The sequence below is a fragment of the Hydrosulfovibrio ferrireducens genome, from assembly GCF_046883345.1.
Taxonomy (GTDB): domain Bacteria; phylum Desulfobacterota; class Desulfobulbia; order Desulfobulbales; family Desulfurivibrionaceae; genus Thiovibrio; species Thiovibrio ferrireducens.
This window is the reverse complement of the sequence record NZ_JALKCW010000005.1, coordinates 1-12,475: the sequence shown is the minus strand read 5'-3', so window position 1 is coordinate 12,475 and position 12,475 is coordinate 1. Positions and strand designations below refer to the sequence as shown.

Here is a 12,475-nt window from a genome sequence, read left to right as displayed (position 1 = left end):
AGGGTTTATTTTGCGTCAAAAAACTGCATCCGGTCCAGGGCGGCCAGGCTTTCCCACAGGTCATCCTCGCTGTGGGGCTCCAGGGTGACCAGGGGCTGCAGCCGCTGCGCCTTAAGATAGCCGAACAGGCCGGAAAAATCAAAACTCCCGCGGCCCGGAGCAAGGTGCGCATCCCGGTCGCCATGGTTGTCGTGCAGATGGATGTGGCCGAGCCAGGGAGTCAGGGCGGGCAGCCAGTCCTGCCAGGTGTTCTTGGCAAAGGCGGCGACATGGCCCACGTCGAGGCAGAACCTGGCAAAGGGCGAGTCCAGGGCGGCGAGCATTTGTATATGCTGCTTGGGCCCGGTTTCATAGGTGTTTTCCAGCATCAGCGGAACCTGATGGGCGGCGGCTTTTGCCAGCAGTTCCCGCCAGGTTGCCAGGGAGGTGTCGAACCAGGCAGCCTGTTTGTAGCCGTGTTTGTTTTCTTCGTAGTTCAGGTGGCAGACCACCGCGGCAGGACGAAATATCTCGATGAGGTCAAAACCCTTGCCCAGCTTGCTGCGGGTGGCCGCCAGGATATTTTCGTCCAGCCCGCCCGGAGCGAGATCGAAAAAAGGGGCGTGCAGGGTGCAGCCAAGTCCGGCACGAGCCAGCGCCTCGGCAACCTCCCGGTATTCGGCCTCGGTGGCGGTGTACAGCGTATCGCCTTCCAGGCTGATTTCCGGCTGGAAACGGTGGGCGAGAACAGCGTCCAGCTCCTGCTGGAGCCGACGAAAGGGAAAATTGATAAAACAGCGCGAGGTGATGTGTTTGTACATATTTAGTGCCGAGTTCTGAGTTCTGAGTGCCGAGGCTGGATTTTTTTCTCAGCACTCAGAACTAAGCACTGGTCTCTGGCTCAGCACTTTCTGTTAATTTCTTGGCCTCGTCGATGAGCATGATGGGGATATCTTCGCGGATCTCATAGAGAAGCTTGCAGCTCTCGCAGACCAGGCCGTCTTTTGTTTCGGTGAGCTTTACCTCTCCCTTGCATTTGGGGCAGGCAAGGATATCTAACAGTTCCTGACTGATCATGGCACGGCTCCGGCGGATGGTAATCGGGGCGGGTGGGGTTGTTCTTCGCGGCGAACAACACGGGCGTCGGCACTCTTCATAAAACTTTCTATTTCTTGTAAAATGCGCTAGGATATCGGACCTTTTCAGGTGGCTGGATAATGCTGGCCAGATCCTGTGTGAAGATAAAATGACCCGCCAAGAAAAGCAAGCCTTTCCGTTGGCGTGGTGTTTGCTTGGGAGAAGAGCGAAAGTGAAGGGAATAATCCTGGCAGGTGGCTCCGGCACGCGGCTCTATCCGTTGACCCGTTCGGTGAGCAAGCAACTGTTGCCGGTCTATGACAAGCCCATGATTTATTACCCCCTGTCCACCCTCATGCTGGCGGGGATTCGGGAGGTTTTGCTCATCACCACCCCCGAGGATCAGGGGCAGTTCATGGAGCTATTGGGCGATGGCCGTCAGTGGGGCATTACCCTGGAGTATGCGGTGCAGCCCAGGCCCGAGGGCATTGCCCAGGCCTTTGTGATCGGGGAAAAGTTTATTGCCAACGAGCCGGTCTGTCTCATTCTTGGGGATAATATCTTCTATGGACATGGCCTGGCCAAGACCCTTCTGGATAAAGGGGCCGATCCCAAGGGCGGAATGGTTTTCGGCTACTATGTGCGTGATCCCGAGCGCTATGGGGTGATCTCCTTTGCTCCGGACCGCACCGTGCTTGATATCGAGGAAAAGCCGGCCAAGCCCAAATCCCGCTACGCCGTGACCGGCCTCTATTTCTATGACAGCCAGGTGGTTGAAATTGCCCGCAATCTCAAACCTTCGGCCCGGGGGGAGCTTGAGATAACCGATGTCAACCGCGCTTATCTGGCCAAGGGGCAGTTGCAGGTCGAACTTTTGGGCCGGGGCACGGCCTGGCTTGACACCGGCACCCATAATTCCCTGCTGGATGCGGCCAACTTTATCAAGGTTGTGGAAGATCGGCAGGGGTTGAAGATCGCCTGTCTTGAGGAGATCGCCTTCCGGATGGGGTATATCGATGGAAAGCAGTTGGCGCGGCTGGCCGAGCCCCTTAAGAAAAACGGCTACGGCCAGTATCTGTTGCAGATTCTCGATGAGGGACAGGGGCAATGAGGTTCGTGCCCTCCGAGATACCCGGGGTGTTGCTCGTCGAACCCCAGGTTTTTGGGGATTCCCGCGGCTTTTTCATGGAGACCTGGCATGCCGCGAAGTTTGCCGCGGCCGGGCTTGATTGTAATTTTGTCCAGGACAACCACAGCAAGTCGGTGCAGGGAACCTTGCGCGGGCTGCATTACCAGATCAAAAAGCCCCAGGGCAAGCTGGTGCGGGTGATCAGCGGCGAGGTGTTTGACGTGGCCGTGGATTTGCGGAAAAGCTCCCCTTTTTTCGGCCGATGGGTCGGCGAGATTCTTTCCGCGGAAAACAAGAAGATGCTTTGGGTGCCGCCGGGTTTTGGCCATGGCTTTTATGTGTTGAGCCCCGAGGCCGAGTTTGTCTACAAGTGCACGGAATTCTATGCCCCGGAAGATGAGTGTTGCATCCGTTGGGATGATTCCGAGTTGGCTATCGCCTGGCCGTTGCTGGGGCAGCCCCCCCTGCTTTCGCCCAAGGATCTTGCCGGGGTATCGCTGACCAAGGCGGAGTTGTACCCATGAGGGTGTTGCTTGTCGGCGGCAGCGGCCAGTTGGGCAGGGAACTGCAGCACTGCAAACCGGCCGACATGGAATTGCTGGCCTTTGGTTCCGCTGAGCTGGATCTTCGGGAGGCCGAAGCTGTGGCGGCCAAGGTGAGCGGTTTTCTTCCCCGGGTGATCATCAATGCCGCCGCCTATACCGCAGTGGACCGGGCGGAAAACGAGCGGGAAGCAGCCTTTGGCGTCAACGGCCAGGGCGCGGCGAACCTGGCCCAGGCGGCCCGCGCGGTGGGCGCCTATTGCCTGCAGGTGTCCACGGATTTTGTTTTTGACGGAGCGCAATCCCGTCCCTATCTGCCCACGGACCGGACAAATCCCTTGGGGGTCTACGGGGCCAGCAAACTGGCCGGCGAGCAGTTGGCCCTGGCGGCCTACCCGGAAGGGGTGGCCATTGTCCGCACCGCCTGGCTCTATTCCGCTTGTGGCAATAATTTTGTCACCACCATGCTGCGGCTCATGGGGGAGCGGGAAACCATAGGGGTGGTGGCGGATCAGGTCGGCACTCCGACCTGGGCACGCGGCCTGGCTGAGGCTCTCTGGCAGATGTCTCGGGTGCAGCCCAAGGGGATCTACCATTGGACCGACGCCGGGGTGGCCAGTTGGTATGATTTTGCCGTGGCCATACAGGAAGAGGGGCTTGGTTGCGGGCTGCTTGCCCGGGAGATTCCCGTTCTACCCATCAATACCGCTGATTACCCGACCCCGGCCAAGCGGCCAGCCTACAGCGTGCTGGACAAGACCGGGACCTGGGCAGCTCTGGGGATGACACCGTCTCACTGGCGGGTTGCCCTGCGGGGGATGTTGCATGAGTATTCAGTGCTGAGAACCGAGTGCTGAGTGTTGAGGGGCTGGAATGGCGGGGATAGGTCGATTTGAGGATATTGTTGCTTGGCAAAAGGCTCGTGTTCTCACCAGAGAAATCTATCTGGTTACTGCTTCTGGTGGGTTTGCAAAGGACTTCGGATTGCGGGACCAGATCCGCCGGGCGAGTGTGTCGGTTATGGCAAATATTGCCGAAGGTTTTGAACGGGCCGGCCGGGCAGAGTTTCATCAGTTTCTGGTTGTGGCCAAGGCATCATGTGCCGAAGTGCGCTCCCATCTTTATGTTGCCTTGGATGTCGGATATATTACGGAAGACCTGTTTCGTGGATTGTCGGACATGACGGAAGAAGTTGGAAGAATAATCGGCGGTCTCCGCCGCACTGTCAATCAAATCAAGAGTTAAGCACAACAAACATGCCCTCAGTACTCAGCACTCAGCACTCGCCCCTAAGCACTCAGCACTCAGCACTCGCCCCTAAGCACTCGCTTTTGATCACCGGCGGGGCCGGTTTTATCGGGGCCAATTTTGCCCATTACTGGCTGGCTCAATATCCGCAGGACCGGGTGGTGGTGCTCGATGCCCTGACCTATGCCGGGAATATGGCCAGTCTTGCCGGGTGTCTGGAGCTGGAGAACTTTCGCTTTGTCCACGGCGACATCGGGGATCAGGACCTGGTCGAAACCCTGTTGGCAGAAGAAGGGCTTGACACCGTGGTCAACTTTGCCGCCGAATCCCATGTGGACCGCTCCATCCACGGCCCGGACCCCTTCGTGACCACCAACGTGGTCGGGACCCACAGCCTGCTCAAGGCCGCGAAAAAGGTCTGGCTGGACGGGGGCGGACGGCCGCACCGGTTCCATCACGTTTCCACCGATGAGGTCTACGGCTCGCTCACCTCGGAGGAGCCGCCCTTTACCGAAACTTCACCCTATGCCCCCAACTCGCCCTATTCGGCGAGCAAGGCGGCCTCGGACCATCTGGTGCGGGCGTATCACCACACCTACGGGCTGGAAGTTACCACCAGCAACTGTTCCAACAACTATGGCCCCTACCAATTTCCGGAAAAGCTGATCCCGCTCATTATCCTCAATCTCCTCGAAGCAAAACCGCTGCCCATTTACGGCGACGGCCTGAACATCCGCGACTGGCTTTATGTGGAGGACCATTGCCGGGGCATCGACTTGGTTCTGCGCAAGGGCAGGGTCGGGGAGGTGTACAATATCGGAGGCAACAACGAATGGCGCAATATCGAGATCGTCCGGCTGGTCTGTAGTTTGGTGGACGAACGGCTTGCCGCTTCCGAGAGCCTGCGGCAGCGTTTTCCGCGCTCTCCGGTCTGCCAGGGCCACACGGCGGAGTCCCTCATCACCTTTGTCAAGGACAGGCCGGGCCATGACCGGCGCTACGCCATCGATGCCGCGAAAAGCCGGAACGAGTTGGAATATGCGCCCCTGGAATCCTTTGAAACCGGGATCCGGAAGACCATTGATTGGTATTTGGCCAATGAGACATGGTGGCGGGCGGTGATGAACGGCAGCTACCGGGATTGGCTGGAAAAGCAATATGCCTAGTGACAAACTGCCGCTCTCCGTGGCCATCATCACCAGGAACGAGGAGGACCGTCTGCCCGAGTGTCTGGCCAGCGTTGCCTTTGCCGCTGAGGTCGTCGTTGTGGATTCGGACAGCACGGACAGAACGGTGGAGATTGCCCGCGAGTTCGGCGCCGTGGTGTATGTCGAGCCCTGGCAGGGATTTGGCCGCCAAAAGCAGTTGGCCATTGACCGCTGCCGCCACGATTGGGTGCTGGTGCTCGATGCCGATGAGCGGGTTGGGGTAGAGACGCAGTGGGAGATCAGGGAGGTGTTGGCTGCGGGAACCTGTGTCGCCTACAGCTTTCCCCGCAAAAATTACTTCTGCGGCCGCTGGCTCAGGCATGCCGGCTGGTGGCCGGACCGGGTTGTCCGGTTGTTTCGTAAGGATTCCGCCGGGATGTCCGAGCGCTCGGTGCATGAATCCCTGGAGGTGCATGGCCCGGTGGGGGCTCTGCGTTATCCCCTGATCCATTACGCCAACAAAGATCTGGCGCAGACCCTGGACAAGGTGAACCACTATTCTTCCGCCGGAGCCAACGAGCTGTTTGCCCAGGGGGAAACAGCCTCGGTCGTCAAGGCGCTGCTGCGGGCCGTCTGGGCTTTTCTGCATGGCTATATTCTCCGGGGCGGTTTTCTTGACCGGGGCGAAGGTTTTATCATGGCTGTTTCCGATTTTATGAACGTATTTTTCAAGTATGCCAAGCTGCGCGAGCTGCACAAGCAAAAAGAAAAAGACACGCCGTCCTGATGCCGATTCCGTGAATATCCTCATTGTCAAGACCAGCGCCATCGGCGACGTCATCCATACCCTTCCCGCCCTCAATGCCCTGCGCCGCAAGTATCCGGACGCCCGGATCGACTGGCTGGTGGAGGAGGCTGCGGCGGATCTGGTTATCGGTCATAAGGCCCTTGATACCGTGCTGGTCTCACGGCGCAAGGCGTGGATCCGGGACCTGAAGCAGGGCCGGGTGCTGGCAGCCTACCGAGGGTTTGCCGACTTTGTCAAAAAGTTGCGGGAGACGGAGTACGATCTGCTCATCGACTTCCAGGGGCTGCTGAAAAGCGGAATCTTTGTCGGGCTGGCCCGGGCCACAAGAAAGGTCGGCTTCGGCAAGGGGATGGAGCATGCCGAATGCAGCTACCTCTTTCTCAATGAGCCCATCCCGCCGGTGAACATGGACCAGCATGCGGCCATCCGGGAGTTGCTGCTGCTTAAGGCGATCGGTATTGAAAGCGAGGAGATTGTCTTTGATCTGCCGGTTACCGATGAACAGCGGGGAAAAATAGAGCATTTGCTTGCGGCCGAAGGAATCGATCCGGCCAAACCCCTGGTGGCGATCAACCCCATGACCACCTGGGAAACCAAGCACTGGCGCAATGACCGTTTTGCCCGGGTTGCGGACGCCCTGCTTGACAAGGGCATGGCCGTTGTTTTCAGCGGCGGCCCGCAGGACGTGCGGGGCATCGAAGAGATTCGTGGCGCCATGACCGGCAAAGCCGCGAGCCTGGCCGGCAGGACAACGCTCAAAGATTTGGCCGCGCTCTATGAAAGGGTGGCTGTGCTCATTACCACCGACACCGGCCCCATGCATCTTGCCGCCGCAACAGGCGCGCCGGTGGTTGCCCTGTTCGGGCCGACCGCGCCCTGGCGTACCGGGCCTTTCGGTGAGGGGCACAGGATTCTGCGGGCGGATATTGCCTGCAGCCCCTGTCTGAAGAAGCAGTGCGACCGCGGTCATGCCTGCATGACCCAGATCACCGTGGATCAGGTAGTGCAGGCAGCGCTGGCCGTGTCTAAAGGCAGGAGCTGAGCGCATGGATATCTCCATTGTTATCGTGAACTGGAACACCAGGGCGTTGCTGCTGGATTGCCTGGCCTCGGTGTATGCCATGGCCGGGGATCTGCGCTTCGAGGTTTTCGTGGTGGATAACGCCTCAAGCGATGGCAGCGTCGCGGCGGTGCAGGCCCAGTACCCCCAGGTCACAATCATCCAAAACGAGAAAAACCTCGGCTTTGCCGCCGCAAACAACAAGGCCTTGCGGATCATGCAGGGCAAGTATGCGTTGCTGCTTAACACCGACACGGTATTGACGGAAGGGGCCATTGCCAAACTTTTTGCATACCTGGAAAACCATGGGGAGGCAGGCATGGCCTGCGGCCAGTTGCTCAACGCGGACGGCTCCAAGCAGAACTCCATTGCCAATTTCCCGGGTTTGTTGGGCCTGCTCTGCAATGAAACCGTACTGCGGTTGCTGTGGCCGCGAAGATTTCCCAGTAAAAGGCAGGAATATCGGGCGCCCATTGAGGTGGAGTCCTGTATCGGCGCCTGCCTGATGGTGCGCAAGGCGGCCATGGATACGGTGGGACTGCTGGACGAGCGTTATTTTTTCTTCATGGAAGAGACTGACTGGGCTCTGGCCATGCACAGGGGGGGGTGGAAATCAATTTTTGTCCCTGATGCCCATATTTACCATTTGCAGGGGCAAAGCGCCGGGCATAATGTCCGGGCCAGGATCATGTTTTACCGGGCCCGGTATCTCTATCTCCGCAAGTGGTTTCCTCACCTCTGGCCGTTCCATGGCCTGTTGCTTGTGACGCGTCTGCTCATCAATGTCCTATTGAACGGGCTTGGCCTGATCATGACCCTGGGATTGCATGGGGGCATCCGGGGGAGATTGGCGCTGTATCTGCAACTGCTTTCATGGCATGTGCGGGGGTGCCCCTGAGGCCTTTATGGATATCCCCTTGATCACAGGCAAGACAACGATAACCGGTTCACCGCGCAGCATTCTGCTTGTGCAGCTCGGCGATATCGGCGATGTTGTCCTCTCTACCCCCTGCATCAGGGCGTTGCGGGAAAATTATCCGCAGGCCAGGATCGTGGTTGCCGTATGGGACAAGGCTGCCGAGCTGTTGGAGGATTGTCCCTGGCTTGATCAGGTTATCGCGGTTACGAAGCGGTCCCGGTCGCTTCGGGAAGAACTTCGCTTTCAGCGCGATTTTTTTCGCAACCTGCGCAGCCTTCATTGCGAACTGGCCATTGACCTGCGAACCGGAACGCGCGGGGCCATAATGGCCTTTCTTTCCGGGGCGTCCCAGCGGCTCGGTTTTTATGCCGGGGATGGCAGGCTGTGGCGGAATCGCCTTTTTACCAGTCTTCTGCAGCGGGAATACACCCCTGATTTGCATGTTGTCGACTATCTCCTCGGATTGCTCGCCGCCTTCGGGATTACAACCGGACAGAGAACCCCGGCGCTGGCCGTTGCTGGGGGTAAGCAGGAGGAAATCCGGCTGCTTTTCGAGCGAGAGGGGATTTGCCAGGATAAAAAGCTTGTTGCCGTGCAGCCGTTTTCCCTCTGGCAATACAAGGAGTGGGGCAAGGAAAAATATATCGCCCTTATCCAAGGGCTGGTAAAGGAACACGGGGCGGCGGTGCTTGTCACCGGCTCGATCTCGGAAAAAGACCGGGCCGAGGAAATTGTCCGGGGCTGTGGCGCGGGATGCTATAATTTCGCCGGGAAGACCTCCATCGCCATGTATGCGGCCTTGTTGCAGCAATGCCGGTTGTTCATAGGGGTTGATAGCGCCGGCCTGCATATCGCAGCGGCGGTGGGAACCCCCACGGTCGGGATATTCGGGCCGTCCTCTCCGGTATCCTGGGCGCCGAGAGGCAAGCAGCACCTCATCGTCCAGAAAAACCTGCCGTGTGTCCCGTGCCGAAACAAGGGGTGCCATGACAGTGAGAAGAGTGCCTGTCTGGAAGAATTGACGCTTGAAGAGGTCCGGGCGGGAGTCGAGTCGCATCTGCGCAATACGTTGTTGTAATCGTTCGCACTAGGTGCCCGCTTTGTTTTTCAGGGACATCATAAACGCAAAAGAAAAGGGGTCCTGGAAAGGGCGGAATGAAATGGATTTGAATGCGGCATCAACCGATAATTCCAGTAAAATTGTTTCTTTTTTAGCCGCAAGTATTCCGGTACTCCTCGGGATTTTTGTTTTTCTGGTCCCTTTTCCCCACACAACGACGATCAAGGAAATATGCTATTATTTGTCGGTGTTCGTGGTTGTTGCGCTGATCCTGTTCAGAAAAATACAATTTTCTTTTCAGACCCCCCTGGCTGTTCCCGGGATTCTTTTTGTGGCCTGGTGTTTTTTGGGTCTTTTTTTCGCAGTGAACCCGGCAAACAGCATGCATGATATCTATGCGCATTTATTGAAATATATTCTCCTCTATTTCATTCTGGTGAATGGTTTTTGTTCACTGAAAAAATTGTCGGTTCTCTCCTGGATACTCATCGTTTCCGCTTCAAGTCTCTTTGTCTGGCGGCTGTACTATTACTATGTAAAGCTCGGCACCCCTTTTGCCGAGAGATTCGGCGCAAGCTTCACCGAGGTGACCACCAATCTGGTCGGAATCATCGCCGTTGTTTCCATTGTTTTCAGCATACACAACATCTCCCAGGCAAAGGGGTGGCCCGGGAGAATGTTTTTCGCAAGCTGTATTCTGCCCGCCCTGGCCGTAATTTTTCTGGCGCAAACCCGAAGCGTATTGATTGCCTTGGTTGTTTCCTTGACGGTTGTTCTTTCTGCGCGGAAGAAGGTTCTCGCCGGAGTTTTGTTGTTGCTTGGGGTGATCCTGTCTGTCAGTCCTGCCGGGGGAAGATTTACAAGCAATATGGCGGACAATCTGAGAATTAAACACGGACTGCTTGTGTGGGAGGTTGTGAAGGATTATCCCGTAACCGGGATCGGTTTTGGCATGCAAACATTTGGTGGAGATCTGGATTTGCAACGCTACAATGCCAGGTTGCCGGAAAGGTTTCAGGGGCAGGAGATCTTGTTGAATCCCCACAATATGTATACCGACATTGCGGTGCGTACCGGCATTCCGGGGATCATCTTTTTCCTCGGGGTCATCTTCGTTTTTTTTCGGATGCTGTGGCAGTTCCGGAAAAATGGCGCGAGCGACAACATTGTCTCGTGGGTGAACGCTGTTATTGCAGCAGGGGTGTCATTTTTTATAATTGGATTTTTTGAACCGGTTTTTAGTCATTATCCCGAGTCGGTTCTCTGCGTGATTTTTGCCATGGGGACAATATTGTGGCGAAGCAACAGGGACAGTCGGCCTTCAATGGCAGAATAGGAGTTGTGATGGTGCCGGCCGAAGTGAAGAAGATCGCAGTGGTCATCCCGAAATATGGGCTGGTGGGCGGCGGCGAGCAGTTTGCCTTGCACTTGACGGAAAAAATCGCCCAAAACCCACGCTATGATGTCCACGTTTTTGCCAATAAATGGAAGGCGGTTTCAAACAATGTTTCCTTTCATTTTGTTCCCATGATCCGATTCCCACGCTTCCTGACCACCATAAGTTTTGCTTTTTTTGCCAATGCCGCAATCGCCCGCCAGGATTTCGATCTCATCCACACCCATGACCGGATATTTCATGCCGATATCTTTACCATGCATGGCGTGCCGCACCGTTTCTGGGTCCGGGAGGTCCGGGAAAAAGGGATGAGTCTTTTTGACCGCGTAACCGCATGGGTTGAACAGCGGTTGATCGCCGATCACCGGTGCAGATTTCTGTTGCCAGTATCCAGTCTGGCTTTGGAGAAATTCAACCGGGAATTTGGTGTGGAGAGAAATCGGGTTCGGGTGATCCATCCCGGGATCGAGCTTGCGCGGTTTGACCTGCCGGATCGTGCGGAGATACGGGGGGAGATCCGAAAAAAATTCGGGATAGGGGCCGATGATTTCCTGGTGTTGTTTGTGGGTATGAACTTTGCGCTCAAGGGCTTGCAGGCCACAATTTCCGCGCTTGCCAAGGCAAAGGGCAAACTGCCGGGCAAGGAGATGAAACTACTTGTCGTGGGGAAGGGAAATCAGGACAAATACCGCAAAATCGCGGCTGACCTCGGGATAGGCGGGGATGTTCTTTTTGCCGGGGTGCAACGCGAAGGCATCGAGAAAATATATGCGGCATCGGAGGTATGTGTCTTGCTGTCCGGCTTTGACACCTTCGGCATGACCGTGCTGGAGGCCATGGCCGCTTCGCTTCCGGTCATTATCAGCACCCAGGTTGGGGCCAAGGATATCGTAATCGATGGCGAGCATGGTTTTATTGTCGCCAAGGAGGATGCGGAAACAGTGAGCATCCATTTGATGTCGTTGTGCGATGAGCAGCGCAGGGCAAGGATGGGCAGGGCCGCGCGCCAGCGGGCCGCAGAGCATTCCTGGGATGAGGTTGCAGGCAAGGTTGTCACCATCTACGAGGAGATATTGTCCGCACCCCCCTGAGGCAATAATCCCACAAGGTGCCAGAGGTTTCCGGCACCAGGTGGATTTTGACGCGTTTGCCCGTGCCGCGGTCTTGTTGCGCCAACCGCTCAAGGTGCGAGGCGAGCATGGGAAAGAGGTTGTATCGGTTCAGCACGGCATCCCGGGCTTCCTGGATTTTCTGCCGGGACTCCTCGTAGCGCTTGCGTGCGAGGCATTCTTCGATGATGGCGATGGCCTGTTCCGGTTGTTGGAGGTCGATCCTGGTGAGAGATTTTTCGGGGAAATATTTTTCGATATTGGGGCAGCCGTAATAGATGGGGTGGCAGCCGGCCAGAAACGGATCGGAGATCTTTTCCGTCCAATAGTCGTTGACCGCGCAATTTTCAATGGCGATGTGATACCTGTACGGAGCAAGGGCGTCCCATTTGTCCTCGATCTCCCTGATTCCGCGCCCGAACACGTCAATGCGGTCGCCGAAATGATTTTGCAGGGCGCTGACAAAGGCAAGGCGTAGCCGATGCCCGTCACTGAAGGCCTTGGTGGAAGAGATGACGGACAGTTCTTTTCTTTTTTCATACTGGGTGATGGCCGAGAGTTCGTCATAATCCTTTGACCACGACAGATTCATATGGTCCTTTTGGCGCCGGCCGACATGCCAGGGGAGCCCGGGTTGGTCGATGATTATGCCGGGATGGTTGAGATCGGCGCGGCAGGTGATGACAGTCGCAAATTGGTCGAGGAATGCGGGGCGGTACTGCTTGAGAGTGGGGGGTTCCGCTGTGATCAGGATGGTGTTTTCTTTTGGGCAGTAGGCGGATTCCCCATGGGGCATCCCTTCTGTATTGAGATGGTTATAACCTGACAGTCAGCCTCTTTTATGAAGAGGTGGTCATGCCTCCCTTGGTTGGGGTAAAGATGGAGTTGCGAAGCTTCATCAACCTCAAGACAGGAGAGCATCATGACCACCAAACACAAAGTAGCACGAAGGAAGCTCAGTTTGCTAGAACTCGCTTCGGAATTAAACAACGTCAGCAAG

15 protein-coding genes are annotated in these 12,475 nt (G+C 56.7%); 12 read left to right on the top strand and 3 right to left on the bottom strand.

Features of this window, described 5'->3' with window-relative positions; genetic code table 11:
- Nucleotides 1–5: 5 nt before the first annotated feature.
- Together MWR57_RS01030 and MWR57_RS01025 are read right to left on the bottom strand one after the other, a co-directional pair.
- On the bottom strand, nt 6–800 hold the full coding sequence (locus MWR57_RS01030; protein ID WP_423122923.1) for a sugar phosphate isomerase/epimerase family protein: 795 nt from the start codon (nt 798–800) through the stop codon (nt 6–8).
- A gap of 61 nt (nt 801–861) precedes the next feature.
- Complete coding sequence (locus MWR57_RS01025; RefSeq protein WP_423122922.1) at nt 862–1,056, bottom strand: Trm112 family protein; 195 nt, start codon at nt 1,054–1,056, stop codon at nt 862–864.
- 232 nt (nt 1,057–1,288) lie between these two features.
- Here MWR57_RS01025 and rfbA point away from each other — a divergent pair, with 232 nt between their 5' ends.
- From rfbA to MWR57_RS00970, 11 genes are all read left to right on the top strand, one after another.
- A complete protein-coding gene (rfbA, locus tag MWR57_RS01020; RefSeq protein WP_423122921.1) occupies nt 1,289–2,167 on the top strand; it encodes a glucose-1-phosphate thymidylyltransferase RfbA in 879 nt (292 codons plus the stop codon).
- Nucleotides 2,164–2,709, top strand: coding sequence for a dTDP-4-dehydrorhamnose 3,5-epimerase (rfbC, locus tag MWR57_RS01015; RefSeq protein ID WP_423122920.1), 546 nt, complete (start codon nt 2,164–2,166; stop codon nt 2,707–2,709). Before rfbA ends, rfbC begins: the two co-directional genes overlap by 4 nt.
- Nucleotides 2,706–3,584 (top strand): dTDP-4-dehydrorhamnose reductase, encoded by an 879-nt coding sequence (gene rfbD, locus MWR57_RS01010; RefSeq protein WP_423122919.1) that lies wholly within the window; start codon nt 2,706–2,708, stop codon nt 3,582–3,584. The genes rfbC and rfbD overlap by 4 nt, the downstream gene beginning before the upstream one ends.
- Nucleotides 3,585–3,600: 16 nt before the next feature.
- Nucleotides 3,601–3,972, top strand: a complete 372-nt coding sequence (locus MWR57_RS01005) for a four helix bundle protein (RefSeq protein WP_423122918.1) — start codon at nt 3,601–3,603, stop codon at nt 3,970–3,972.
- Between the two features lie 86 nt (nt 3,973–4,058).
- A complete protein-coding gene (gene rfbB, locus MWR57_RS01000) occupies nt 4,059–5,141 on the top strand; it encodes a dTDP-glucose 4,6-dehydratase (protein ID WP_423122917.1) in 1,083 nt (360 codons plus the stop codon).
- On the top strand, nt 5,134–5,910 hold the full coding sequence (locus MWR57_RS00995) for a glycosyltransferase family 2 protein (protein ID WP_423122916.1): 777 nt from the start codon (nt 5,134–5,136) through the stop codon (nt 5,908–5,910). Before rfbB ends, MWR57_RS00995 begins: the two co-directional genes overlap by 8 nt.
- A gap of 10 nt (nt 5,911–5,920) precedes the next feature.
- Nucleotides 5,921–6,973 carry a lipopolysaccharide heptosyltransferase I gene (gene waaC / locus MWR57_RS00990; RefSeq protein WP_423122915.1) on the top strand — a complete coding sequence of 351 codons (1,053 nt, stop codon included), beginning with the start codon at nt 5,921–5,923 and terminating at the stop codon, nt 6,971–6,973.
- Nucleotides 6,974–6,977: 4 nt separating this feature from the next.
- Nucleotides 6,978–7,889: a glycosyltransferase family 2 protein gene (locus MWR57_RS00985; protein ID WP_423122914.1), complete on the top strand. Its 912-nt coding sequence runs from the start codon at nt 6,978–6,980 to the stop codon at nt 7,887–7,889.
- A gap of 7 nt (nt 7,890–7,896) precedes the next feature.
- A complete protein-coding gene (locus tag MWR57_RS00980; protein WP_423122913.1) occupies nt 7,897–8,988 on the top strand; it encodes a glycosyltransferase family 9 protein in 1,092 nt (363 codons plus the stop codon).
- Between the two features lie 346 nt (nt 8,989–9,334).
- Nucleotides 9,335–10,306: an O-antigen ligase family protein gene (locus MWR57_RS00975; RefSeq protein ID WP_423122912.1), complete on the top strand. Its 972-nt coding sequence runs from the start codon at nt 9,335–9,337 to the stop codon at nt 10,304–10,306.
- 8 nt (nt 10,307–10,314) lie between these two features.
- Entirely contained in the window at nt 10,315–11,457 is a 1,143-nt protein-coding gene (locus MWR57_RS00970; RefSeq protein ID WP_423122911.1) for a glycosyltransferase family 4 protein, read from the top strand.
- On the opposite strand, the gene MWR57_RS00965 is transcribed toward MWR57_RS00970, so the two are convergent.
- Entirely contained in the window at nt 11,420–12,067 is a 648-nt protein-coding gene (locus MWR57_RS00965; protein ID WP_423122910.1) for a glycosyltransferase family 10 domain-containing protein, read from the bottom strand. The genes MWR57_RS00970 and MWR57_RS00965 overlap by 38 nt on opposite strands.
- On the opposite strand from MWR57_RS00965, the gene MWR57_RS00960 reads away from it, so the two are divergent.
- On the top strand, nt 12,068–12,301 hold the full coding sequence (locus tag MWR57_RS00960) for a hypothetical protein (protein WP_423122909.1): 234 nt from the start codon (nt 12,068–12,070) through the stop codon (nt 12,299–12,301).
- The last annotated feature ends 174 nt before the right edge of the window (nt 12,302–12,475 follow it).

What these genes read in the sequence shown, in the direction of transcription:
- MWR57_RS01030 (WP_423122923.1), bottom strand. Translation starts at nt 800, where the DNA reads ATGTACAAACACATCACCTCGCGCTGTTTTATCAATTTTCCCTTTCGT.
- MWR57_RS01025 (WP_423122922.1), bottom strand. Translation starts at nt 1,056, where the DNA reads ATGATCAGTCAGGAACTGTTAGATATCCTTGCCTGCCCCAAATGCAAG.
- rfbC (WP_423122920.1), top strand. Translation starts at nt 2,164, where the DNA reads ATGAGGTTCGTGCCCTCCGAGATACCCGGGGTGTTGCTCGTCGAACCC.
- rfbD (WP_423122919.1), top strand. Translation starts at nt 2,706, where the DNA reads ATGAGGGTGTTGCTTGTCGGCGGCAGCGGCCAGTTGGGCAGGGAACTG.
- MWR57_RS01005 (WP_423122918.1), top strand. Translation starts at nt 3,601, where the DNA reads ATGGCGGGGATAGGTCGATTTGAGGATATTGTTGCTTGGCAAAAGGCT.
- MWR57_RS00995 (WP_423122916.1), top strand. Translation starts at nt 5,134, where the DNA reads ATGCCTAGTGACAAACTGCCGCTCTCCGTGGCCATCATCACCAGGAAC.
- MWR57_RS00985 (WP_423122914.1), top strand. Translation starts at nt 6,978, where the DNA reads ATGGATATCTCCATTGTTATCGTGAACTGGAACACCAGGGCGTTGCTG.
- MWR57_RS00980 (WP_423122913.1), top strand. Translation starts at nt 7,897, where the DNA reads ATGGATATCCCCTTGATCACAGGCAAGACAACGATAACCGGTTCACCG.
- MWR57_RS00970 (WP_423122911.1), top strand. Translation starts at nt 10,315, where the DNA reads ATGGTGCCGGCCGAAGTGAAGAAGATCGCAGTGGTCATCCCGAAATAT.
- MWR57_RS00965 (WP_423122910.1), bottom strand. Translation starts at nt 12,067, where the DNA reads ATGAATCTGTCGTGGTCAAAGGATTATGACGAACTCTCGGCCATCACC.
- MWR57_RS00960 (WP_423122909.1), top strand. Translation starts at nt 12,068, where the DNA reads ATGGTCCTTTTGGCGCCGGCCGACATGCCAGGGGAGCCCGGGTTGGTC.